This is a genomic window from Mesorhizobium sp. M7A.F.Ca.US.007.01.2.1 (assembly GCF_003998165.1).
GTDB lineage: Bacteria > Pseudomonadota > Alphaproteobacteria > Rhizobiales > Rhizobiaceae > Mesorhizobium > Mesorhizobium ciceri.
In genome coordinates this window covers 1-23,274 of sequence record NZ_RZQP01000055.1, presented here as the reverse complement: position 1 = coordinate 23,274, position 23,274 = coordinate 1, and the positions used below count along the sequence as shown (strand labels likewise).

Here is a 23,274-nt window from a genome sequence, read left to right as displayed (position 1 = left end):
CCGGCGTCGCGCGAGAGGCCGCCACCCGCCGCGACGCTCAGCTTTCCGGGCCGGTCGTCGTAGCGCAGCGAGGCGGCGGCGAGACCTATCGCGGCCGCCTGCCGGGCCTCGTCGCGGATGCCGTTGATGTCCGAATTGAGCTGGCCGAGCTTCTGGTCGGTATAGTCGTTGGCCTGCTGCAGGGTCGTGGCGGCTACCTTGTCGGTGTAGTCGTTGGACGTATCGATAGCGTAAGCCACGCGGTTGTCCGTATAGCTCTTGCCGGCGGTCAGGCCCTGGTTCATCTGGTCGACATTGACCGCATCGGTCCCTTTGACGCCGGGGCCGACATTGGAGATGACGACCGGCGCGTTGACGTCGCCACCCTGCAGCGTGATGGTGTTCGACTTGACGCCGCCCGGGGCGTCATAGGTCACCGCGTTCTGGGTGAGGTTTCCGACGCCGGCTTTCAAATCCTCGATCGCCGTGTTGGTGGCGTAGAGCTGCGAGCCGTTGATCGCATCCGTGCTGCCGGCATCGACGCGCCCGGCGGCGACGTTGGTGATCGTCCGCTCGGCGCCGGCATCGCCGACGCTGACGGTTCCGGTCGGAGTCGTTCCGGCGAAGGTGTAGGTCTTGCCGCCGATGACGGTGCTGGAGGTGCCGACGGCTGTCTGCGTCACCGAGCCGGAGCCGAGCGCCACATCGTTGGCGTTGTTGGCATGCGCACCCTGGCCGAGCGCGACGGCGCCCGCCCCGGTAGCCGTCGAGCCATGGCCCGCAGCCACGCTCTCGGCGCCGCTCGCCACGCTTTCCGGCCCGATCGCCACCGCGTTGGTGCCGCCGGCGATGCTGTCGGCCAGCGTCGAATTGGCGTGGAAGTATTTGATGCCGCCGCCATTGCTGATGGTGGTCAGGGCATTGTCGACGGCCGTCAGGCCGTCATAGACGGTCGAGTAGTTGTTGCCCTGGATAGTGTAGGTCGGGCCGGTGATCGAGCCGTCGGGATTGATCGTGGTAACGCCGCCGAACAGGTCGGTGACGTTTTTCGTCACGCCGCGCAACTGCGAGACGTTGACGCCGTCGGTATCGGCCGAACCCGCTGCGACATTGGTCAGCTTGCGTTCGGCCCCGGCGGCGCCGATCGACACCTCGCCGACCGAGGTCTGCGGACCGGCGAGCGCGAAGGCCGTGTAGCCGGCCTGCGCGCCGACCGTGGTGATGGATTGCGCACCGAGCGCCACGCTGTTGATGAAGGTGCTCTGGGCGCCGGCGCCGAGCGCCACCGACTGGACACCGGACGCCAGCGAATTGGTGCCGAGCGCCAGGCCGTCGGCCAGCAACACATGGGCGTTCTGGCCGATGGCCGTTCCGCCGGGCGCTGTCAGGTCGACGATGGCGCCATTGCCGATGCCGATGCCATTGTCGCCGTTGACGACAGTCGTCGGGCCGACCGCGACCGATTCCGCGCCGACCGCGAGCGAGTCGCCCGCCGCCGAATTGGCGTGGAAGTATTTCGTCGAGGTAACCGATACGGCAGCGATGGCGCCGGCGAGCTGGCGCACCGTCACTGCGTCTTGGTCCTGCGTGCCGTCGGCCACGTTGGTGATCTGCCGGTAGGAGTTGACATCGCCGACCGAAACGGCGCCGAGCAGCGTCTTGTCGCTCGTGTTGTACTGGATGAAGTTGGACGGACCGGCCGCGATCTGGCCGGTGGCCGGAGCGATCGCGCGATCGGAGATCGAACCCGAGCCCAGCGCCACGCTGCCGTCGATGCTGGCCTTGCTGTCGCGGCCGAGCGACAGCGCGCTGATGCCGGTCGCGGTCGCATTGTAACCGACCGCTGTGGACCCGACGCCTTGGGCGAAGGAATCGGTCTGCGCCAGCCCGGCCTCGTTGGTGCGGGCGTAGCGGATGCCTATGCCGTTGGCATCGGTATAGGCCGTCGAGGTGTCGCCGGCGATGTTGTTGAACGTGTTGCCGAGATTGGTGACGGAACCGCCGATGGTGCTGAGCGTGGTGCCGATGGCGTCGACGGCCTGGTTGGTGGCGGCGAGCTGCGAACCGTTGATGGCATCGGTCGACGTCGAACTGATCCGTCCGGCGGCGACGTTGGTGATGGTGCGTTCGGCGCCGACCGCGCCGACGCTGACCGTCGAGGTCGGGTTGGTGCCCTGGAAGGCGTAGGTGGTGCCATTGATCACGGTGCTGGGCGTGCCGACGGCGACGTCGGTGACACTGCCTGAGCCGAGCGCCACGTCGCCCGCATTGCCAGCAGCAGAGCCGGCGCCCAGCGCGAGCGCGTTCTGGGCGACGGCACTGGCGCCTACACCAACAGCAGTCGCCTGAACGCCAGCCGCAAGCGAGTTCTGGCCGATCGCCGTGCTGGACGTGGCTGTGGCGGTGGCGTTTGCGCCAATGGCGGTGCTGTATTGGCCCGAGGCCTTGGAGATGTACCCCAGTGCCGTTGCGTCGAGCGCCGACGCGACGGCGCCACTGCCGATGGCCGAGGCGTTGGCGTCGGAGGCGCTCGAATTGACGCCGGCCGCGATGGCGTTTGTCCCCGTCGCGGTCGCGACGGGTCCGATGGCGACCGAGTCCGTACCAGTGGCCGAGGAGTCCGCCGCCGTCGAGTTGGCGTGGAAATATTTGATGCCGCCGCCGACGTTGAGATTGTTGACGACGGCGCCGATGGCGTCCACCGCCTGGTTGGTGGCGGCGAGCTGCGAGCCATTGATCGCGTCGGTCGATGTTGAACTGATCCGCCCAGCAGCGACGTTGGTGATGGTGCGTTCGGCGCCGGGTGCACCGATGCTGACCGTCGAGGTCGGATTGGTGCCCTGGAAGGCGTAGGTCGTTCCGTTGACCACACCGCTGGCCGTGCCGACCGCCGTAGTGGTGACCGAGCCCGAACCAAGCGCGACATCGCCGGAGCTTGCCGCCGCTGTCGCGCCATCGCCCAGTGCGACGTTCCCGGCGAGGCCGGCTGCGCCCGCCGTCGAGCCGTTGCCCAGCGCCACCGAGCCTTGCCCGATCGCCTTGTTGCTGTTGCCGATGGCGACAGCGCCGTTGGCCATATTGGCCGCGGTGGCGGTTGCCGTGCCATCGCTGTTGGCGATGTTGTTGGCGCCGCCGGTGAAGGCGCCGGTACCGCTGGCATAGCTGGGATCGCCGATAGAGACGGCGCCGTCGCCATAAGCGACGTTGTCGGCGCCGATGGCGACGGCCTTGCCGCCGCTTGCATTCGCCCTGGTGCCGATGGCGACGGCATCGGCGGAGTTTGCGACCGCGTTCGTTCCGGCGGCGATCGCGTTCTGGGCACTCGCGTTTGCGGTATCGCCCATCGCCAGGGCGCTCGCGCCACTCGCCGATGCGCTAACGCCCAGCGCCGTTGCGCGCGCGAGGGTCGCACGGGAGCCATTGCCGAGCGCCACGGCGCCAACATCCGTGCCCTGGGCACCCGACCCAATCGCGACCGAGCCGATTCCACTCGACAGAGCGGCATTGCCGAAAGCCAATGCGAAATTGCCTGAGGCGAGTGCGTTGGGGCCGAGTGTTGACGAGCTTATCCCCGTCGCACGGGAATTTACCCCGATTGCGACGGCGAACTGGGCCGATGCCACGCTTGTACGGCCGATCGCCGTGGCATCAGCCACGTTTGCCGTCACGTCCACGCCGATAGCGATCGCGCTCTGAGCGAGAGCCCCCGTTCCGGCAGCGGAGCGTGCGCCCAGATAGATGGAATTCACGCCGCTGGCGATGGATCCCGTGCCAATGGCGGCGGCGTTGGTCTGGCTGGCTTGAGCGTTGTGGCCGATCGACGCGGTGTTGCTGACGGCGACACCAATACCGGCATTGGTTCCGATCGCGATGTTGTCGTTGCCGGTGACCAGATTGCCCGCGGAGGCGGAGAGCGTTGCGTCATAGGCAACGGCGCCGTCACCAGTGCCGAGGGCGACATTGCGCTGCCCCGTGACGCCGGAGCCGGCGCCTCTCAAGACGCTTGGGACGCCGCCGCCGACAGCGGTATTCTGTCCGCCGCTGACGAGCGTGCCTGCCGCGACGCCCACCGCGACCGAGCTGGCATTTCCGGTGGTTGACCCGGCGCCGGCGCCCTGACCGACAGCAACCGTGCTGTCGCCGATCGCCAGCGCTTGCACCCCGAGTGCCGTTGAGCTGTTGCCGGTCGCCCTAGCAGCGTTGCCGACGGCGACGCCCGAGACTCCGCTGGCGTTGGCGCCGTTCCCGGCGGCGAGAGAATTGCCGCCGGTTGCCTGGCTGACCACTCCCAGCGCTATCGAATTGCCGCCGCTTGCGTTACTACCCGCTCCCATTGCGGTCGCGTTGCCGCCGGTTGCTTGGCTGGTCGATCCAACCGCGGTACCAAAGCTGTTGGCGACGGTTCCCGTGCCGAGGGCGGTCGAACTGTTCCCCGAAGCCTGGCTCACGCTGCCGACAGCGACGGAATTGCCGCCGGTCGCTTGGCTCGATACGCCAACGGCCGTCGCGGCGGCGCCAGCAGTAGCCGTGGAGCCGATGGCAGTCGCGTTCGCCCCATTTGCGGTGCTGTTGACGCCAAAGGCGCTTGCCCCGCCGGCGTTAGCATGGGCGTTTCCGCCCACAGCGAGCGCGTTAATGCCGGTCGCGCTTGCAAAGACACCTATGCCGATGGCGTTCAGGCCATTGACACTCATCGAATAGCCGATGGCGATCGAAGCGTCGCCCGTTGCACTGTTGGAGGTGCCCAACGCTACGGCGTTGTTGCCATTCGTCGTGGCACCGTTACCGATGGCGACGGCGTTGCCGCCTGTCGCGGACCCGCCGCCGGCCTGGTATTGTGCCTGGGCCGGCGTGGCGAGGCTGAGCGCGGCGATCGCCGCCAGGCCGCCGACGATGCTCGCCAGGCTGACGGAGGAGGCCAAGGCCGAACGCACGCTGCCGCCGACCCCCAGCGTTCCCAGCCCCAGACGCCTGCGCCCCATACCAAGCGCACGATGCGCCATGCGCAGCACGGCCATCAGGCGGCGGCGAACCGAGCGCGAACCATGATCGGCCCCCGCGATCCACTGCCCCGCGAAATGCGCTGTGCGACGCCGAACAAACGAACCGCTCGAAATCTGGCCGTTCGAAATCTGGTTGTCGGTCATGGTCCCTCTCCGCTGGCCGGCACGAAATGTCTGACAATTCCGCTCCATCGCAGGAAGACATGATTCCTGCGTGCGGTATTTCACGATATTGCTGTCTTGTGAGAAAAGAGGCGAGCAAACCGGCATAGGTTAACGGCTCGTTACCCCTGCCAATGCTTTAGAATCAAGTAATAAAGCAACTCCCTAAGCGCCGTCTCATCTAAACTTGGCGCTAAGCTTTCCCATCCGCGCCTGCAGCGGCGTCATCTGCCGGTATTTCTTCATCACGGTGGTAAAATGGCTCTGGCTCGAAAATCCGCTGGAGTGAGCGATGTCGGCGATCGTCATGCCGCTGTCGGCAAGCAACCTTTCAGCGAAATCCAGCCGCAGACCGAGGACGTACTGATGCGGCGGCATCCCGAACGTCCTCGAGAAAGCCCGCACAAAATGATAGGGTGAAAGACCGCAAACCGCAGCCATCTCGGCAAGCGCCAGCTTGCGCGTAAAGTTCTCGTCCAGGAATTGCCGCACGCGGCTCGCGGCGCGGACGGAAAGCCCGCCTTTTGCGTTGAGCGTCGGTTGTCGCGAATTGGGTCCGGAAACCGGTCCGGGGACACCATCCTCACCCGGCATTTCTTGGCCTCCTGATTCGTCCCGGATGAGGTTCAACCCTAGGCTTCCTTCCGCGTTCCCCTGAAAAACAATTCGTGATTGATCGAAGCCGACCGGCATCGCCAACCCCATTCATGAGAGCGTTCCGGCCGGACGGCGTACAACGCGCGGACTGCATGACATTCCAGACGATTCCTGCGGAGCTTGGGGCGGATTTGCAGCAAGATGTATTCTGGAAAACGCCGCAAGGCGCCTGTTGCGGCCTGGGTGGGTGCGCAGCAGATCGGCCGGGTCGACCGTGCCGAAAGCAGGCGGATCGAGTTCGGCGAGATCGCATTCATGCACGGCCAATTGCGCCAGCGCTTCGGGAGCGATGGAAACGACGGCGTTCTCCCGGGTCAGGGACCAGGCCGGCTTGCTGTCCACACCCGCCGGATTGACGACGCGACATCCGGTCGGCGTATCGTACCGCGTGATCCGGTCGCTGCCGAGCAAGGCTCTCGATCGGCGTGCGGGCCGCAGCGCAATTCCAGTGGAATGCTCTTTGGCCGGGAATGTCTGCGAGACGGGATCGCGGGCTGAGTCTATGACACTCCGCGCCGCGGTGGCCCTCCAGGGGCCTGCGCTTTCAGGAATTATGTCCAGGACATATCGAGCTGTCCGTTCTCGATTGACGCCCTGGGAATTGCCGCTTTCCCGAGCATCGTCCGCATTTTCCATTGCCTGGCCTCAGCCGCTTGTCTGCCGCCTGAAATCCCCCTTAGCCCGACCCGGATCCAACGTAACGCACATGCTGCGGATAGTGAATAACATCCGTACGCAAACAAAAAATTTTGTTCGGGATAAAAGCCCCTCGGGGCGAGGAACCCAGGCCTTTAGGTCGCGACTACGGGTCAACAGGTCCCTTTGGACCCTTCGGCGCATTGGCTGACGGAGCATCAAACGAAAAACCCGCCTGCTCGGCGGGTCACTGGCGCAAATCAGCACCATGCACGAATATATACCTTAGCTGAGATCACCGTGTCAAGAAAAAATTCCTATCGCGAAAAGCTGCCGACGCAAAAGCCGCGACACAGCCAGCAATGCAGAGCTACCAGATTGGCTACCGGTCATTGCAGATCGTCGCGACGATTCTCATACAAATCCCATGCAAGTTCGACAAACCCCAGAAGAACGTCCTCCTCGCTCCATCCGGCAGCGACGGCCGCCTGGACGATCTCGCGGACGAGAGGCAGCAATTGGCGTTGGCATTCTGCCGACGTGTCGGCAACTACGTCATCGCCGGGAGGTTCATCGAAGTTGAATTTCATCGTTAGGCGCCCCCCTCGCCATCAATCAAAGTGTTCATATCATTAAGTTCATTCATCCTGATATACAATAGAGGTCGCACCAAAGCATAAGAGGCTTCGGAGGCTCTGAGCAGAACAGGATGATGCCAGGCTCTATGCTTCCGCTAGGTCAGGTTTGTCCTTCTGAACAGGGTCCGTCGGGAAGCTTCTACCCATCAATCTCTGCGGCTGGTCGAAACCTTCGGCCAGGGCCGCATGCCACCATCCGGCGAATGCGCGGCAGGACCGGCCGCATTGCCTTCTGCAACCGCTCGCTGGATAGTCTCGGCATGTTGGCGACCCTGGCGACTCACTGGCCGCAAATTCTGGCGATCATCTCCGTGGTGATGGCGACGGTCGGCATCGTCCATGCCGTCATGACCAAGGAAGATGTGCGCGCCGCCACCGGCTGGGTCGGCGTGATGGTGCTGTCCCCGATCCTCGGCGTGCTGATCTACGCCGTCGCCGGCATCAATCGCATCCGCCGTGCCACGATCACCGCCCAGCGCCCGTTTGCCGACGGCGTGGTGTCCGCCAAGCATGAGCGCGACGTCGCTGTCGAAGAGGCCCTGATCGTCGAGCGATACGGGCAACGGTTCACGGGCTTGCGGACACTCGGCGACAGGGTGGCGCGGCGCGCGCTCAACCCTGGAAACGCAATCGATGTGCTGGAGACCGGCGACGAGGCCTATGCCGCCATGTGCGCGGCGATCGACGGCGCCGAGCGCAGCGTCCTGCTCGAGACCTATATTTTCGACAATGACGCCGTCGGCCTGCTCTTCGTCGAGGCGCTGGCCGGCGCCGTCCGGCGCGGCGTCACCGTCCGCGTGCTGATCGATGCCGTCGGCGCCCGCTACTCGGTGCCGAGCATCCTGGGGCATTTGCGCGAGGCCAACATCCCCGCCGACGTCTTCAACGGCAACATCGTCATGGGCCTGCGCCTGCCCTACGCCAATCTGAGGACCCACCGGAAGATCCTGGTGGTGGACGGCATCGCCGCCTTCACCGGCGGCATGAACATCCGAAAAGGCTTCTCCGCCGAATTCGCCGGCTCCAACAGCGCCAGGGACACACATTTCCGGGTGACCGGCCCGATCGTCGCCGACCTCTTTTCGGTCGCCGCCGAAGACTGGCGCTTCGCCACCAACGAGGCGCTGAAGGGCGACGCCTGGCGCATTGCCCCGCTGTCGCCATCGCCAGGCGCACCGATGATGGTGCGGGCAGTCGCTTCCGGCCCGGATGCCAGCAACGAGACCAACCACAAGCTGCTGATCGGTGCGTTCTCGGTCGCCCGCAAGTCCATACGCGTGATGTCGCCCTATTTCCTGCCGGATCGGGAACTGATCAGCGCCCTGATCACCGCCGGCAGGCGCGGGGTCGAAATCGACATCGTGGTGCCGGCGGTGAACAATCTCTTCCTCGTCGACCGCGCGATGATGGCGCAGTTCGATCAGGTGCTCAAACACTATTGCCGTGTCTGGCGAACCGAGGGACCATTCGACCATTCGAAGCTGCTTTCGATCGACGGCGCGTGGGCCTATGTCGGATCTTCCAATCTTGACGCCCGATCGCTGCGGCTCAATTTCGAGATCGACTTGGAGGTGCTCGATGCCGGCTTTGCCAGCGAGATCGAGGCGCGGATCGGGTCGGCGATTGCCTCCGCCGTGCCGGTAACGCTGGAAGCCTTGCGAGCCCGGCCGTTCCTTATCAGGCTGTTCGACCGGGCATTGTGGCTCGGTTCACCCTATCTCTAAGGCGGAGGCGCGCTTGAGGAACTCGTCTGTCATGGAACATACGCCGAAATTGCCTATTTTGACTGTATCCGGCTTCTGAATTGAAGCCAGCGAGAACGAGCAGCACAGATGCACAGAATTGGACGCAGCCTCCCGGCAAGCATGCTTCTGTCCCTTCGTGACCGCCGGATGCAGAAAGCTAACGCCGCCGCACTCAAGACGACAGCCACCACCGGCACGCTGGTTGCCTCCTACAATGTCCACAAATGCATCGGCGTCGACAGGAAGTTCGATCCGGACCGGACCATCCGCGTCATCCGCGAAATCGATCCGGATGTCATTGCCCTGCAGGAAGCCGACAACCGCTTCGGCGACCGTGATGGTCTTCTCGACCTGCCCCGGCTCGAACGGGAAACCGGACTGGTTCCGGTGCCGATTTCCGCTACCGGCAAGGGCCATGGCTGGCATGGCAACGTCTTGCTGTTCAAGAAGGGCGTCGTTCGCGACGTGCACCAGATCAAGCTTCCGGGGCTGGAGCCGCGCGGCGCGGTGGTGGCGGAGATCGACCTCGATGGAAGCCGGACGCTGCGCATCATCGCCGCCCATCTTGGCCTGCTGCGCCGCTCCCGCTCCCAGCAGGCGCGCGTCGTGCTCGACCTGATGAACAGCCCGGACGAAAGACCGACCCTGCTGCTCGGCGACCTCAACGAATGGCGGCTTGGCAACCGCTCCGCTCTCAACACGCTGCATGCGACGTTCGGCCCGCAGCCGCCGGCGGTCCCCACCTTCCCGTCGAACCTGCCGCTGCTGGCGCTCGACCGGATCATGGCCAACCGGCATGGCATGATTGCCGCCATCGACGCGCATGACACGCCGCTTTCACGCGTTGCCTCCGACCACCTGCCGCTGACAGCTTTCGTGCGCCTGGAGCGGGTGGACGATAACGCCTTGATGTCTCCCGCGTCGCAAAGAGTGTAAAATTAGTCGGAACGCCCAGTTCTTCCGCGAGTTACCATGTCTTGAACGTGTAGGAGGACGAGATGAAGAAGTTGATTCTGGCTTCCCTGTTGGCATTGGCCGCGACAGCGGCGATCACTGCGCCGACGCGAGCGGCAAGCGTGACCATCCAGTCCGACGACGATCGATATTTGCCGGACGACGATTCCGACAGTGGGATCGTTATTCGCCGTCACCACCGGGATCGCTATTACGACAATCAGTATGATGGCGACCGGAACGTTCAGTATGACGATGGCGAATACCGGTACGGCGAATATCGCCGCCACCACAGGCATCATCGCTGCCATATCGAACTGGTCAAGCACTGGCGCCACCACCACAGGGTGATCGAAGAGGTTCGCGTCTGCGGCTGATCCCGATCCGTACCAACCAGCCGGCGAAAGCCGGCCGGTTGGTCGCGTATTGGGGGGCGAGAGATGCCGCCATGGACCAGTTGGAAACGCCTTGCAGACGACTGACGCGCGGCGCGGTTCGCGCAGCTGGATTACCTGGCTGATCTTGTCGCGATTGCGCTTGGCCCGGTAACTCACTCTCCACCATCCTCGTCAAGCCGCAGATCACCGGCGCGCTTCCCAGGGCATGGCAATCGGCTAGCCGATCCCACCATGGACCGGTCGTTGCCCGACCCGTGTTCGGGTTGGGCTTGCTCTTCGCATTTGGTGCCTCTGGACACAGCCGTGGAAGGCTGAAAAATGTGGAGCGCAACTCGGCTTTTGGAGTTGAACCGGAACACCAGGAGGATGGCGCTGAAATTGGAAGATATTGCCGGCCATCCGGCGTTGCATCGCTACGTTCAGGAACAGTCCCTGGCGCTGATCCGAATCTATGAGGAGAGCCCTCGCCTGGCTTCCATTTTCGCCACGCAGCAGCGTTGGCTAATGGGTCATGTCGGCCTCGCCATGCATTTCAGGCGCGATCCGCACGACCGCCGCAAGGAACTGACGGTATCGCGGTTCATCGAGTTCGTGCACCAGCATGCGGTCGCCAGCCGCAACACGGCGGACGCTTTCATCAAGGAGATGCTGCACTACCACATCGCCGAGTATGTGTCGGGTGGCGACGGCCGTACGCACCCTTTGCAGCCGACGGCGGCAACCGTGCAGACCTTTACCGGCTGGGTCCTTGCCCATCTGCGGACGCTGGATCGCCTCGACGGCGCTGACCGCTTGGCCAGGTTCCTCGAACACCCCGAGATGGTTGCCGGGCTGCAGCCTCTGGTGGCGGACGGCCTGCTTGCCTCCAAGCCGGTGCGCGAACCCAACCAGACCTTTTCGCTGTTCATCTGGCTCAACAATGGCGGCATCGTCATGGACTGGCTGATGTCGGGCATCGACCCCGATCACGCCGGCCTGGACCAGATTCCGACCAGCGTGGTTTCGATCGGAGATTTCGCCAAATGGCTCAAGCTCTCGCGGACCCATCTGGCCCGCAAGCTGCGCGCTGCCGAGAATCTCGGCAGCATCGGCTGGCTCGGCCAGCGCGGCCATTCGGTGATGTGGGTGTCGAATACATTCTACCAGGAATACATGACAGTCCAGGCGGCCAAACTGGCCATCGTCGACACCGCTTTCAATGCCTGTTTTCCGCCGGCTGGAAGCTGATCGGTGCGGCATCCCCGTAACGGGGATGCCTTTCAATGCGGGCGATCAAAATCCCGAAGTTCTCAGTCGATGTCGAACGACACGCCCTGGGCGAGCGGCAGCGCCTTGGAATAGTTCACCGTGTTGGTGGCGCGCCGCATATAGGCCTTCCATGCGTCGGAGCCGCTCTCGCGGCCGCCGCCGGTTTCCTTTTCGCCGCCAAAGGCACCGCCGATCTCGGCGCCCGACGTACCGATGTTGACATTGGCAATGCCGCAATCCGATCCGTCGACACCCAGGAAACGCTCGGATTCCTGCAGGTCGCGGGTGAAGATCGACGACGACAGGCCTGCGCCCACGGCATTGTGCTCGTCGAGCACGGCGTCGAAATCCGAATATTTCATCACATAGAGGATCGGCGCGAAGGTCTCTTCCGTGACAGGGGCCACCTGCTTGGGCATCTCGACCAGCGCCGGGTGCACGTAATAGGCATCCGGGTGCCCGTTCTCGACCCGCGTGCCGCCGGTCACCTTGCCGCCATGGGCGGCGGCTTCCTTCAGCGCCTTCTGCATGGCCTCGTATGCCGCCTTGTCGATCAGTGGCCCGACCAGCGAGGAGGTCTCCAGCGGATTGCCGACAGACACACTCTCGTAAGCCTTCTTGAGGCGCGGAACCAGGGCGTCGTAGACGCTGTCATGCACGAACAGGCGCCGCAGCGTCGTGCAGCGCTGGCCGGCCGTGCCCATCGCTCCAAAGGCAATCGCGCGCAGCGCCATGTCGAGATCGGCGCTCGGGCAGACGATGCCGGCATTGTTGCCACCGAGTTCGAGCACTGCGCGGGCAAAGCGCTTGGCCAGCCGCGGGCCGACGTCGCGGCCCATGCGGGTCGAGCCGGTCGCCGAAACCAACGGCACTTTGGGGTGATCGACCAGGATCTCGCCGACGGCGCGGTCGCCGATCAGCACCGGCGCCAGGCCATCAGGTGCGTCCGCGCCGAAGCGCTTGACCGCACGCTTGAAGATGGCCTCGCAGGCAAGTGCGGTCAGCGGCGTCTTTTCCGACGGCTTCCACACCACCGCGTCGCCGCAGACCAGCGCCAGGGCGGCATTCCAGGACCACACCGCGACCGGGAAATTGAAGGCGGAAATGACGCCGACGACGCCGAGCGGATGCCAGGTTTCCATCATCCGATGGCCCGGGCGCTCGGTGGCGATGGTCAGGCCGTACAATTGCCGGGAGAGGCCTACGGCGAAATCGCAGATGTCGATCATCTCCTGCACTTCGCCGAGCCCCTCGGACGGGATCTTGCCGACCTCGATCGACACCAGCCGGCCAAGCTCGGCCTTGTGCGCGCGCAGTTCCTCGCCGAGCAGCCGCACCAGTTCGCCACGCCGCGGGCCCGGCACCATGCGCCAGGCCTGGAAGGCCTTGTGCGCGGCATCGATCACCTTGGCCGCGTCAGCCGGCGAGATCGTCTTCAGCGCCGCGATCTGCTCGCCCGTCACCGGGCTGCGCACGATCAGGTCGCCGCCGACGAGCGCTTCCTTGGCCACGCCCAGTTTCGCCAGCAGTTCGGTCGTTTCCTTGCCTATCGTCATTCTTGTCCCTTTCAGATCCCGTCGCCATCATATGGCGCTGGGTTAAGCCTTCGCCGTGTCGCCCGTGTGCCGAAAGGCACTTCAGGCGCAGTCATGGCGTGGCATTACTCGTTTCAGGGGAAAATCGCCACCCCGGCATGGTCCAAGCCCAAACTACACGATTGAGCCAGATGGGGAGGTGACGCTCAGTTTGCCTTTTTCGCCGGCGGGCGCACCGCACCGTCCTTGATCAACCGGTCGATATGCATGCGGATATGGGCAGCCTCTGCCGCCGTGTTCGCAAGCGCTATGGCGCGGTCGAAGGCGACGCGCGCCTCGTCGCCCCGGTCGAGCTGCATCAAGAGGCCCCCCTTGAGCCCGAAAAAGTGGAAATAGCCGGAAAGCCGTTCTTCCAGCGGCTCGATCATGGCCAGCGCCTCCCCCGGTCCACGCACCTTCGAGACCGCGACGGCCCGGTTGAGCGTGACCACCGGCGACGGCTGCATCTGCTCCAGCAAGCGGTAGAGCAGGTCGATCTCGTTCCAGTCCGTATCCTCGGCCTTTTCGGCCCGCGCATGCAGCGCGGCAATCGCCGCCTGCACCTGGTAAGGGCCGGGCTTGCGATGGCGCAGCGCCTTGTCGACCAGTGCCAGCCCCTCATCGATCATCTTGCGGCTCCACAGGCTGCGATCCTGGTCTTCGAGCAGCACGATCTCGCCGCTCTCGTCGAAACGGGCCGGTGCGCGCGCATGCTGCAGAAGCAACAGCGCCGTCAGCCCCATGATCTCCGGCTCCGTCTGGAACAGCCGCAGCAACAGCCGTGCCAGCCGGATCGCCTCCTCGCACAGCGGCGCGCGGGCCGGCGCCTCGCCGCTGTTGGTCGAATAGCCCTCGTTGAAGACCAGGTAGACCATGGCGGCGACGGCGGCGAGCCGTTCCGAGCGCTCGACCGCGCCAGGCGTCTCGAACGGCACGCCGGCGTCCGCAATGCGCGCCTTGGCGCGAGTGATGCGCTGCTCCATGGCGCTTTCGCCAACCAGGAAGGCGCGCGCGATCTGCTTGACGGTGAGACCGGAGACGATGCGCAGCGCCACCGCGATCTGCTGCGTTGCCGGCAGATCGGGATGGCAGCAGATGAACAGCAGCCGCAATATGTCGTCGCGGTAGTGCGCCCCGTCCAGCCGCTCGGCGATATCGCTCTCGGCGTCTTCCAGATCGGAAACCTGGTCTTCATCCGGCATCGGCGCCTGCTTGGCGCGCTTGCGCACCGCATCGATGCCGCTGTTGCGGCCGACGAAGATCAGCCAGGCCGCCGGGTCGCGCGGCGGCCCGTTCTGCGGCCAGTTCTTCAACGCCCTGAGGCACGCGTCCTGGAAAGCTTCCTCCGCCGTATCGAGATCGCGGAAATAACGCAGCAGCGCGCCCATCGCCTGCGGGCGGGCGGCGCTGATCGCGGAGCTGATCCAGGCCATTTCGGTCATGCGGAAACCGTTGTTGGGTTGAAGACCGAAACCGGCCGGATTTCATAGGAGCCGCCGCTCGGGTTGACCTCGGAAAGTTCGCGGGCGAACTCCACCGCCTCGTCGAGATCGGCGCATTCGAGCGTGTAGAAGCCGAGAAACTGTTCCTTGGTCTCGGCGAACGGCCCGTCGATGACGACCGATTCGCCTTTGACCTTCCTCAACGTCGTCGCGGCCGTGGTCGGCAGAAGCCGTGCCACCGGGCCGAGCCGACCAGCCTTGGCGTACTTGTCCTGAACGTCGAGGAGATTGGCCATGACCTCGTCGTCCTGTGCCTTGCTCCAGGAGCAGACGACATCTTCGGAGGCATAGCAGAGGATTGCGTAGAGCATGGCTGGTCCTTTTCTCTGTCAAAGGACGAAACAGTAAGACCGATCCCGACATGACGTCGATAAAAAAATCCAGATGTGACGGATTTGGCCACCGTCGGCCGCGTCGGTCAGCTTTCTCCCAGTTTCAGCCATCGCAGCACGAGAGCTTCCTCGTCATCGAGACCGGCAATCGCCCGTTTGCGCTTGTTGGCCTGCGCCATTTCATCCAGCAACCGTCCCTCGGACCACGCTTCGAAGACCCGCGGATGGATATAGCATTTGCGGCAGACGGCACGCGTATTGCCCAGCCGTTCGGCAACCTTGTCGATGACGCTGTTCATCGCCCTGTTTCGCTGCGCCTGGCTTTGCGGCAGTTCCGTTTGCGCAAACAGCGACGCGGCGTGAATGGTGCCGCCCCAGGTGCGGAAATGCTTCGAACTGAAGGCGTCACCGACCGCCTCACGGATATAGCGGTTGACGTCCTCGGAGCGGACCGGCCGCCTGTCGCCGTCCTCATCGAGATACTGGAACAGCTTCTGGCCTGGCAGGTCCTGCGCGCCACGCACAATCCTGGCGATACGGCGGTCGGCCAGCTTCAGCTTCCACTCCTTGCCCGACTTGCCCTTGAAGGCAAAGCGCAGGCTTGAACCGACAATATCGACATGCCGGTCGCGCAACGTGGTCAGCCCGAAACTCTTGTTGTCGCGGGCGTAGGCGGCATTGCCGACGCGGATCATCGTGTTGTCGAGCAGCCAGACGACCGCGGCGACGACACGCTCGAACGGCAAGCCACGACGGCGCAGATCGCTATCGACCCTGTGCCGCAGGTCCGGCAGGCTCTCGGCGAAAGCGACAAGGCTCGAATATTTGGCACCATCGCGCTCTTCGGCCCATTGCGGATGATAACGATATTGCTTGCGTCCCCGCTGGTCCCTGCCGGTTGCCTGGATATGGCCGTCCGCGTCGGGCGAAATCCACACATCCGTCCAGGCCGGCGGAATGACGATCGCCTCGATGCGGGCTTTGGTGGCGTCCGAAACCGTCCGTCCGTCCGGTCCCTTGTAGGAAAACCCCTTGCCTGTCTTCAGCCGCCGGATACCAGGCTCGGCATCGCTGACATAACTAAGCGACGCATGATCGGCCGAGCTTTGTGCCCCGTTTTTGAACACGCCATCTGGCGATACAGCGTCCTCGCCAGCCGGTCGGCCGGGCGACATTCCGGATTTCTGCAACATGTCGGCTCCACGCGAATTCCGTAGATAAGCCACTGGCCGACCGCTGGTTCCACGCGCCGTCCGAAAACGGTGTCGAGCCTGCCTTCAGGCTTTCTCGAGCACAACCGGAATGACGTCGACAGCCTGCTCGCCGACCTGTCCCCCCGTGGTCTTGAGCACGCCGACGATCGGCGCCACGTCCGAATAGTCGCGGCCGTAGCCGACGGTGATATGGTCGTTGCTGGCCCGCATGCCGTTGGTCGGATCGAATTCCTGCCAGCCTGCGTCGCGCCCGCACCAGACCTTGACCCAGGCATGCATGGCATCGGCGCCTTCCAGCCGGGGCTTGCCCTTCGGCGGGATGGTGCGCAGGAAGCCGCTGACATAGCCAGCGGGAATGCCGAGCCCGCGCAGGCCGGCGATCATGATATGCGAAAAGTCCTGGCAGACACCGCGCTTCAGCCTGAAGGCATCGCTGGCCCGGGTCCGCACCGTCGTCGCCTCGCCGTCATAGGTGAAATCACGATGAATGCGATGGCACAGGTTCATGGCCGTGCTGGCGGCGGAACCGGCGATGCTGCTGCGTGCGTAGGCAGTGATCGCATCGTCGATGCCGGCATGGGTGCTGGCCGTCAGGAAATGGTGCGGTGCATCAGGTGCCAGAGACCGCACCGCGGCGAGCTCCTGCCTGAGCCGGGCGATATCGGGCGACACGTCGAGCCCGGGCTCGGGCCGAGACACCGACACGCGGGCGCTCATCCTGATGTCGAGCGCATCATGCGCGTCGCGAAAGGCGATCGAGGTGACGTTGTTGCCGAAGAAATCGGAAAAGTCGGAACGCTCGTTGGGCGCCGGCGCAAAGGACAGTGATGCGGCGATGACGCGCTGCACGCCTGATATCGTCGACGGCAGCACGCGCACCTGATGACGACCGCCGCCGGCAGCGGAAGCGTAATCATAGTGGAGATGAAGCCTGATATCGTAGAGCATGATTTATCCGAAATAGGCTTTGGCGAGGCTGTTGTAGAGGCCGCCGATTTCGTGGGCGAGCTCGTCCAGCGCCTTTGCCGTCATATCCGAAGGCTCCTTGATGGCGATCTGGGTGTTGAGCTGCAGGATTTCCTTCGCCGCCGGCGACATTTGCCCCTCCCCGCCGAGCGACGGCAACAGGCCGATTTCGGCCTTCAGCCTTTCGAGCTGGAACAGGATGGAGCGCGGGTTAAGCGGATCGAGCGCCAGCAGGTCGATCACCGTGCGCCGGCCGGCCTGCACCGGATATTGGCGGCGATGGGTCATCACGCTGTCGCCGATCTCCAGCATCATGTCGAGCGCGCCGTCCGGCGCCTTGGCGCTGGTCAGCCGCGACAGCGTGCGGGAGATCTGGATGCCGCGCTCCAGCCGGCGGCCGATCTCGAGGAAGCGCCAACCGGCGAAGCGGTACATGTTCTCGTGCAGCAGGCCGGAAAAGCCGGCGAGCTTACGCAGGATGACTGTCATCGCCCGGGTCGCGTCGTCGCCGGGCGCGACCGTCGTTGCGAACTGATGGATGGTTTTCGACAGGTCCTTCAGCGCCAGCCAGCCGTCGGGCGAGAAGCGGTCGCGAATCTGCCCGGCGCTGTAGACCGCGCTATCCAGCGTGCCGATCAGCCCTGACGGGATCGCCGTCTCGACGTCGATGCCGAAAGGTTCGAGATAATCCCTGATGTCGGCGAGCAGCGGCATGTCCGGGTCGGACGTTTCGGCGAGCCGCACATGGTAGGCGCGCAGGATGCGCACCGTGTCTTCCGAGCGCTCGATGTAGCGGCCGAGCCAGGTCAGGTTCTCCGCCGCGCGACTGGGCAGGCTGCCGGGCCTGGTGCGGCTGAAACTGTCGCCTTCCTGCGGCAGCAGCGTCTCGCGCTCCACCGGTTTGTCGCTGACAACCCAGACATCCGCCGCCTGGCCGCCACGCTGCATGGCGATCGCCGTCGGGTCGAGCGACAGGCCGATGCGGGCAAAACCGCCCGGCATCACCGTCCAGCCCTCCGGCGTTCGCGCCAGGTAGACGCGCAGGCTCGCTGGCCGCGGCTCCAGCCACCCGCCGACATAGACGGGCGTCGTCGAAAGCGTCACCGCTTCCTGGCCGACAAAATCGCCGCCATCGCGTTCGATGCGCGCCACCAGCTCCGCCCGCTCTCCGGCCGACAGCGCCGAACCGAGCTTCGTTGAATCGTCATCCTCGAAGGCAAGTCTCGTCGATAGCGCCGGGCCGATCACCATGCGATCGATGTTGGCCAGCACATGCGCGCGTTCGGTTGCTTGCCCGCACCACCATGTCGCGACGCTTGGCAGCAGCAATTCCTCGCCCCGCAAGGCCCGTGAAATCTTGGGCAGGAAGGCGAGCAGCGCACGCGTCTCCATCAGGCCGGAGCCAAGCGCATTGACGGTAGCAACCGCGCCCTGGCGGATCGCCTCGACCAGGCCCGGCGTGCCGATCTGCGAATCCGGGCGCAGTTCGAGCGGATCGGCGAAGGCGGCATCGAGCCGCCGCCACAACACGCTGATCGGCATCAGGCCGGAAACCGTGCGTACCATGAGCCGGCCGCCTGAAACGGTCAAATCCTCGCCTTCGAGCAGCATGATGCCAAGATAGCGGGCGATGTAGGCGTGTTCGTAATAGGTTTCGTTGAGCGGCCCCGGCGTGAGGATGGCGACGCGGCCGTCGGTCTCCTTGGCCATGCCGATCAGCGCGTCGCGAAAACGGCGGAAAAAGCCGGCAAGGCGGTGCACATGCATCTCGCCATAGATGTCGGACAGCGCGCGTGTGGTGGCGACGCGGTTTTCCAGTGCGAAGCCGGCGCCGGACGGCGCCTGCGTGCGATCGCCAAGCACCCACCACTGGCCGTCAGGTCCACGGCCGAGCTCGAAGGCGCAGAAATGCAGGAAGTGGCCGCCGGCCGGCTTGGTGCCGAGGACAGGCCGCAAATATTCGGGGCTGGCGGCGATCAATCCCGCCGGCAGGATGCCTTTTTCGACCAGCCGGTTCGGCCCGTATATATCGGCGATGGTTTCCTCGAACAGTTCGGCGCGCTGCACGAGGCCGGCGCTGATCGCCGCCCACTCGCTCTCTTCGATGAGAACCGGGACATGCGCCAGCGGCCATTCGCGTTCATTGGCGCCGGCCTTGTCATAGACGCGGTAATAAACGCCGGCATCGCGCAGATACTGGTCGGCGCGGGCAAAGCGCTGGCCGAGCTTTTCAGCACCGAGTTCCTCGAGCGCCTCGACAAAATGCTTCCAGGCCGGGCGAGGATTGCCCGATGCATCGACCATCTCGTCGACGACGCCGTCTATGGGCTGGTAGTGCTCCAGCAGGCTGTGGGTCTGCGGCTTGCCGCGTCCCCTCTTGTGATTCCCCTTTGCCATTGCTGATCAGAGTCTTGCCGGCCGCCGAAGGTCAAGGGTCATCGGGAAATCTTCCGCCGGTTGTTCTTCACGGATCACATAGGCGGATGGCGTATGGCCACGCGGTTCGAAGCGGGCGAGCCGCCGAGCTTCCGCCTCGTTGCCATTGACCGGAAAGGTGTCGTAATTGCGCCCGCCGGGATGGGCGACGTGGTAGACGCAGCCGCCGACCGCACGGCCCGACCATCGGTCATAGATGTCGAAGACCAGCGGCGTGTTGACGGGCAGCGCCGGATGCAGGCCCGATGCCGGCTGCCAGGCCTTGAAGCGCACGCCTGCCACCGCCACTTCGCGATTCTCAGTGACCTTCATCGGCACGATGCGGCCGTTGCAGACGACTGCGTGGCGCTCCGGGTTCAGCCCTTCGGTCTTGACCTGCAGCCGTTCGACCGAGGAATCGACGAAGCGCACGGTGCCGCCGATCGCGCCTTGCTCGCCCATCACATGCCACGGCTCCAGCGCCTGGCGCAGTTCCAGCTTGATGCCGGCATGCTGAACCTCGCCGCAGAACGGGAAGCGGAATTCGAGCTGGGCGTCGAACCATTCGGGACGGAACTCAAAACCGTTGAGCTTGAGGTCGTCGAGCACGTCGAGGAAATCGGCCCAGACATGATGCGGCAGCATGAAGCGGTCATGCAGCGATGTGCCCCAACGCACGAAACGGCCGTCGAGCGGGCTCTTCCAGGCACGGGCAATGATGGCGCGGACCAAAAGTTGCTGCGCGAGGCTCATGCGCGCATTGGGCGGCATCTCGAAGCCGCGGAATTCGACCAGCCCCAGCCGGCCGGTCGGTCCGTCGGGCGAGAACAGCTTGTCGATGCAGATTTCCGAACGATGCGTATTCCCGGTGACGTCGGTCAACAAATTGCGGAACAGCCGGTCGACCAGCCATGGCAAGGGTGCGTTGCCCTGGTCTGGATGCGGCACCTGCGCCATAGCGATCTCAAGCTCGTAGAGCGAGTCGTGACGCGCTTCGTCGAAGCGTGGCGCCTGGCTGGTCGGCCCGATGAACAGGCCGGAGAACAGGTAGGACAGCGACGGATGGCGCTGCCATTGCAGCACCAGGCTCTTCAGCAGGTCCGGCCTTCGCAGGAACGGGCTGTCATTGGGTGTCGCACCGCCGACCACGACATGGTTGCCGCCGCCGGTGCCGGTGTGGCGGCCATCGATCATGAACTTGTCTGCGCCAAGCCGTGTCTGCCGCGCCTCCTCGTAGATCGCCGTCGTCGTCGCCACGCAATCCTGCCAGTTGGATGCAGGATGGATGTTGACCTCGATGACGCCTGGGTCAGGCGCGACGCGGATGACGTTGAGGCGCGGATCGTGCGGCGGGCCATAGCCTTCGATGTGCACGGGAAGGCCTATCGCCTTCGCCGCGTTCTCGGCCGCCGCGACCAGTTCGAGATAGTCTTCCAGCGCCTCGACCGGCGGCATGAACACGCAAAGCCGCCCATCACGCGGTTCGACCGAAAGTGCGGTGCGCACCGCGCCGCCGATCTCGGTGATCTCCTGCTCGACCCGCTCCTGCTGGCCGGTCGCAGCGGTGAACGATGCCGCCTGCTGGCGGCGCGCCATCTCGTCGGCGCCTTCCAGTTCGGCTGGAGCCGGTCCGGCCAGTATGGCTTCACGCGCGGGCAGCGGGCCGCGTGGCAGTGACGGATCGACCGGCACGATATAAGGGAATTGCTCCGGCGGCACATAGGGCAACGTGCCGAGCGGCAGCCGGTAGCCGACCGGTGAATCGCCTGGCACCAGGAACAGCCGGCCACGCCGCGTCTTCCATTTTTCCGAACGCCAGCGCGGATCCGATGCCTGGCTGTTCCAGCGCTGGACGGGGAGCACATAGCCGGACGGTTTGGTCAGCCCGCGTTCGAACACTTTCGCCATGCGGCTGCGTTCTTCCGGATCCTCCAGCCTAGAGTTGGACGGATCGACATTGTCGGGCAGCTTGCCTTCCTTGAGCAGCCATTCGGCCGGATCCTCATAGGCTTCGCTGACCATGGCTTTGTCGATGCCGAGTTCGCCGGCAATCGCGGTGAGCAGGCTTTCGGCCTGCTTCGGGCCGATGTCGGCCTCGCTCTTTTCGCGTGCGATCAGCGACGGATCGCTCCACACCGGCTGGCCGTCGGCACGCCAGTAGAGCGAAAAGGTCCAGCGCGGCAGGCTTTCGCCCGGATACCATTTGCCCTGGCCGTAATGGAGAAAGCCGCCCAGCGCAAAGCGCTCGCGCAGTTTACGGATCAGTTCGTCGGCCTTTTCGCGCTTGGTGGGACCGACGGCGGCGGTGTTCCATTCGGCCGACTCGAAATCGTCGATCGACACGAAAGTCGGCTCGCCGCCCATGGTGAGCCGCACGTCGCCGGCGGCAAGTGCTTTATCGACCTTGTTGCCCAGAGCGTCGAGCGCCTGCCAGCTTTCGTCCGAAAATGGCTTGGTGATGCGCGGATGTTCGGCGATGCGGTCGACCCGCATCTCGAAGCCGAATTCGACATTGGCGAAGCTCGCCATGCCGGAAATCGGGGCCGCGTTGCGGAAATGCGGCGTGGCGGCCAGCGGCACATGGCTCTCGCCGGTGAGCAGGCCCGAGGTCGGATCGAAGCCGATCCAGCCGGCGCCGGGAAGATAGACCTCGCACCACGCATGCAGATCGGTGAAGTCGACGGCGGTTCCGGCTGGACCGTCCAGCGCCACCAGATCGGGCTTCAACTGGACCAGATAGCCGGAAACGAAGCGCGCCGCGATGCCGAGATTGCGCAGGATCTGCACCAGCAGCCAGCTCGAATCCCGGCACGATCCCTTTTTCGCGGCCAAGGTCTCTTCCGGCGAGAACACACCGGTTTCCATGCGCACGATATAGGCGATCTCGCGCTGCAGCCGCGCGTTGAGATCGACCAGGAAATTGACGGTGTTGGCAGCGCTGCGATCGATGGTCTTCAGCAGCGCCGACAGCAGCGGTCCCGCCGGCTCCGGAGTGCGATAGATGGCGAGATCGTCGCGTATCTCTTCCGGATACTCGAACGGAAACGCCTCGGCCGACGGCTCGACGAAGAAATCGAACGGATTGTAGACCGTCATGTCGGCGACGAGGTCAACCTCGATCTTCAACTCCGTCACCGGCTCCGGAAAGACGAAGCGGGCGAGGAAATTGCCGTAAGGATCCTGCTGCAGATTGACGAAGTGGTTCGCCGGCTCGACCTTGAGCGAATGGCTCAGCACCTTGGTACGGGAATGCGGCGCCGGCTGCAGCCGGATGATCTGGGGCCCGAGAACCACCGGCCGGTCGTATTTGTAATGGGTCAGGTGGTAGACGGCTGCCAGAATTGCCATGGGGCCCCGGAATTCAGCGTTTCAAACGATTTCGCTGAACCCTGACACATCTGGCGGCCATTCTCCAAGCAGAGATGTTGCGGTGCACCTAATTTAAGCAACGGTTACCGGCTCAGAAAAATGCCTGCAACCCCGTCTGCGCCCTTCCCAGGATCAGCGCATGCACGTCATGCGTGCCTTCATAGGTGTTGACCGTCTCCAGGTTCTGCGCGTGGCGCATGACGTGGTAGCCGATCTGGATGCCGTTGCCGCCATGCATGTCGCGGGCCTGGCGGGCGATGTCCAGCGCCTTGCCGCAATTGTTGCGCTTGACGATCGAGATCATTTCCGGCGCCATCTTACCTTCATCCAGCAGCCGCCCGACGCGCAAGGACGCCTGCAATCCCAACGCAATTTCGGTCTGCATGTCGGCAAGCTTCTTCTGGTAGAGTTGCGTGCCGGCCAGCGGCTTGCCGAACTGCTTGCGGTCGAGACCGTATTGGCGGGCGCGGTGCCAGCAATCC

At 64.5% G+C, this 23,274-nt stretch carries 16 protein-coding genes; 4 read left to right on the top strand and 12 right to left on the bottom strand.

What is annotated here, in order from left to right; translation table 11 throughout:
• From EN949_RS12955 to EN949_RS12940, 4 genes are all read right to left on the bottom strand, one after another.
• Nucleotides 1–5,126: calcium-binding protein (locus tag EN949_RS12955; protein ID WP_127371704.1), on the bottom strand; the 5,126-nt coding region annotated here is incomplete at its 3' end.
• A gap of 195 nt (nucleotides 5,127–5,321) precedes the next feature.
• Nucleotides 5,322–5,837 carry an AraC family transcriptional regulator gene (locus EN949_RS12950; protein ID WP_064995671.1) on the bottom strand — a complete coding sequence of 172 codons (516 nt, stop codon included), beginning with the start codon at nucleotides 5,835–5,837 and terminating at the stop codon, nucleotides 5,322–5,324.
• 12 nt (nucleotides 5,838–5,849) lie between these two features.
• Nucleotides 5,850–6,212, bottom strand: a complete 363-nt coding sequence (locus EN949_RS36150; RefSeq protein WP_206519241.1) for a hypothetical protein — start codon at nucleotides 6,210–6,212, stop codon at nucleotides 5,850–5,852.
• Nucleotides 6,213–6,826: 614 nt separating this feature from the next.
• The gene (locus tag EN949_RS12940; protein WP_013529836.1) at nucleotides 6,827–7,027 is read right to left on the bottom strand and encodes a hypothetical protein; all 201 of its coding nucleotides are present in this window, start codon (nucleotides 7,025–7,027) and stop codon (nucleotides 6,827–6,829) included.
• A gap of 308 nt (nucleotides 7,028–7,335) precedes the next feature.
• Here EN949_RS12940 and EN949_RS12935 point away from each other — a divergent pair, with 308 nt between their 5' ends.
• From EN949_RS12935 to EN949_RS12920, 4 genes are all read left to right on the top strand, one after another.
• Nucleotides 7,336–8,799 (top strand): phosphatidylserine/phosphatidylglycerophosphate/cardiolipin synthase family protein, encoded by a 1,464-nt coding sequence (locus EN949_RS12935; RefSeq protein WP_127366090.1) that lies wholly within the window; start codon nucleotides 7,336–7,338, stop codon nucleotides 8,797–8,799.
• Between the two features lie 108 nt (nucleotides 8,800–8,907).
• Nucleotides 8,908–9,756, top strand: a complete 849-nt coding sequence (locus tag EN949_RS12930; RefSeq protein ID WP_013529834.1) for an endonuclease/exonuclease/phosphatase family protein — start codon at nucleotides 8,908–8,910, stop codon at nucleotides 9,754–9,756.
• A gap of 62 nt (nucleotides 9,757–9,818) precedes the next feature.
• Entirely contained in the window at nucleotides 9,819–10,151 is a 333-nt protein-coding gene (locus EN949_RS12925) for a hypothetical protein (RefSeq protein WP_063168906.1), read from the top strand.
• A gap of 387 nt (nucleotides 10,152–10,538) precedes the next feature.
• Entirely contained in the window at nucleotides 10,539–11,399 is an 861-nt protein-coding gene (locus EN949_RS12920; RefSeq protein ID WP_024502664.1) for a hypothetical protein, read from the top strand.
• 62 nt (nucleotides 11,400–11,461) lie between these two features.
• Here the strand turns inward: EN949_RS12920 and EN949_RS12915 are convergent, their stop codons facing one another.
• From EN949_RS12915 to EN949_RS12880, 8 genes are all read right to left on the bottom strand, one after another.
• The gene (locus tag EN949_RS12915; protein WP_027161453.1) at nucleotides 11,462–12,976 is read right to left on the bottom strand and encodes an aldehyde dehydrogenase family protein; all 1,515 of its coding nucleotides are present in this window, start codon (nucleotides 12,974–12,976) and stop codon (nucleotides 11,462–11,464) included.
• 185 nt (nucleotides 12,977–13,161) lie between these two features.
• Complete coding sequence (locus tag EN949_RS12910; RefSeq protein ID WP_024502666.1) at nucleotides 13,162–14,436, bottom strand: RNA polymerase sigma factor; 1,275 nt, start codon at nucleotides 14,434–14,436, stop codon at nucleotides 13,162–13,164.
• Nucleotides 14,433–14,807, bottom strand: coding sequence for a YciI family protein (locus EN949_RS12905; RefSeq protein WP_013529829.1), 375 nt, complete (start codon nucleotides 14,805–14,807; stop codon nucleotides 14,433–14,435). The genes EN949_RS12910 and EN949_RS12905 overlap by 4 nt, the downstream gene beginning before the upstream one ends.
• A 107-nt stretch (nucleotides 14,808–14,914) precedes the next feature.
• On the bottom strand, nucleotides 14,915–16,021 hold the full coding sequence (locus EN949_RS12900) for a DNA topoisomerase IB (RefSeq protein WP_063168907.1): 1,107 nt from the start codon (nucleotides 16,019–16,021) through the stop codon (nucleotides 14,915–14,917).
• Between the two features lie 84 nt (nucleotides 16,022–16,105).
• Complete coding sequence (locus EN949_RS12895) at nucleotides 16,106–16,990, bottom strand: transglutaminase family protein (RefSeq protein WP_013529827.1); 885 nt, start codon at nucleotides 16,988–16,990, stop codon at nucleotides 16,106–16,108.
• Nucleotides 16,991–16,993: 3 nt separating this feature from the next.
• A complete protein-coding gene (locus EN949_RS12890) occupies nucleotides 16,994–19,405 on the bottom strand; it encodes a circularly permuted type 2 ATP-grasp protein (protein ID WP_063168908.1) in 2,412 nt (803 codons plus the stop codon).
• 6 nt (nucleotides 19,406–19,411) lie between these two features.
• The gene (locus EN949_RS12885; protein ID WP_063168909.1) at nucleotides 19,412–22,771 is read right to left on the bottom strand and encodes a transglutaminase family protein; all 3,360 of its coding nucleotides are present in this window, start codon (nucleotides 22,769–22,771) and stop codon (nucleotides 19,412–19,414) included.
• A 112-nt stretch (nucleotides 22,772–22,883) separates the two neighbouring features.
• The coding region (locus EN949_RS12880; RefSeq protein ID WP_281039769.1) for an acyl-CoA dehydrogenase family protein at nucleotides 22,884–23,274 on the bottom strand (391 nt) is incomplete at its 5' end.

Bases quoted from the DNA above. Each gene is read 5' to 3' on its own strand.
- EN949_RS12940 (WP_013529836.1), bottom strand. From the start codon at position 7,027: ATGAAATTCAACTTCGATGAACCTCCCGGCGATGACGTAGTTGCCGAC.
- EN949_RS12935 (WP_127366090.1), top strand. From the start codon at position 7,336: ATGTTGGCGACCCTGGCGACTCACTGGCCGCAAATTCTGGCGATCATC.
- EN949_RS12920 (WP_024502664.1), top strand. From the start codon at position 10,539: ATGGCGCTGAAATTGGAAGATATTGCCGGCCATCCGGCGTTGCATCGC.
- EN949_RS12915 (WP_027161453.1), bottom strand. From the start codon at position 12,976: ATGACGATAGGCAAGGAAACGACCGAACTGCTGGCGAAACTGGGCGTG.
- EN949_RS12890 (WP_063168908.1), bottom strand. From the start codon at position 19,405: ATGGCAAAGGGGAATCACAAGAGGGGACGCGGCAAGCCGCAGACCCAC.
- EN949_RS12950 (WP_064995671.1), bottom strand. From the start codon at position 5,837: ATGCCGGTCGGCTTCGATCAATCACGAATTGTTTTTCAGGGGAACGCG.
- EN949_RS12885 (WP_063168909.1), bottom strand. From the start codon at position 22,771: ATGGCAATTCTGGCAGCCGTCTACCACCTGACCCATTACAAATACGAC.
- EN949_RS12910 (WP_024502666.1), bottom strand. From the start codon at position 14,436: ATGACCGAAATGGCCTGGATCAGCTCCGCGATCAGCGCCGCCCGCCCG.
- EN949_RS12930 (WP_013529834.1), top strand. From the start codon at position 8,908: ATGCACAGAATTGGACGCAGCCTCCCGGCAAGCATGCTTCTGTCCCTT.
- EN949_RS12900 (WP_063168907.1), bottom strand. From the start codon at position 16,021: ATGTTGCAGAAATCCGGAATGTCGCCCGGCCGACCGGCTGGCGAGGAC.
- EN949_RS12925 (WP_063168906.1), top strand. From the start codon at position 9,819: ATGAAGAAGTTGATTCTGGCTTCCCTGTTGGCATTGGCCGCGACAGCG.
- EN949_RS12905 (WP_013529829.1), bottom strand. From the start codon at position 14,807: ATGCTCTACGCAATCCTCTGCTATGCCTCCGAAGATGTCGTCTGCTCC.
- EN949_RS12895 (WP_013529827.1), bottom strand. From the start codon at position 16,990: ATGCTCTACGATATCAGGCTTCATCTCCACTATGATTACGCTTCCGCT.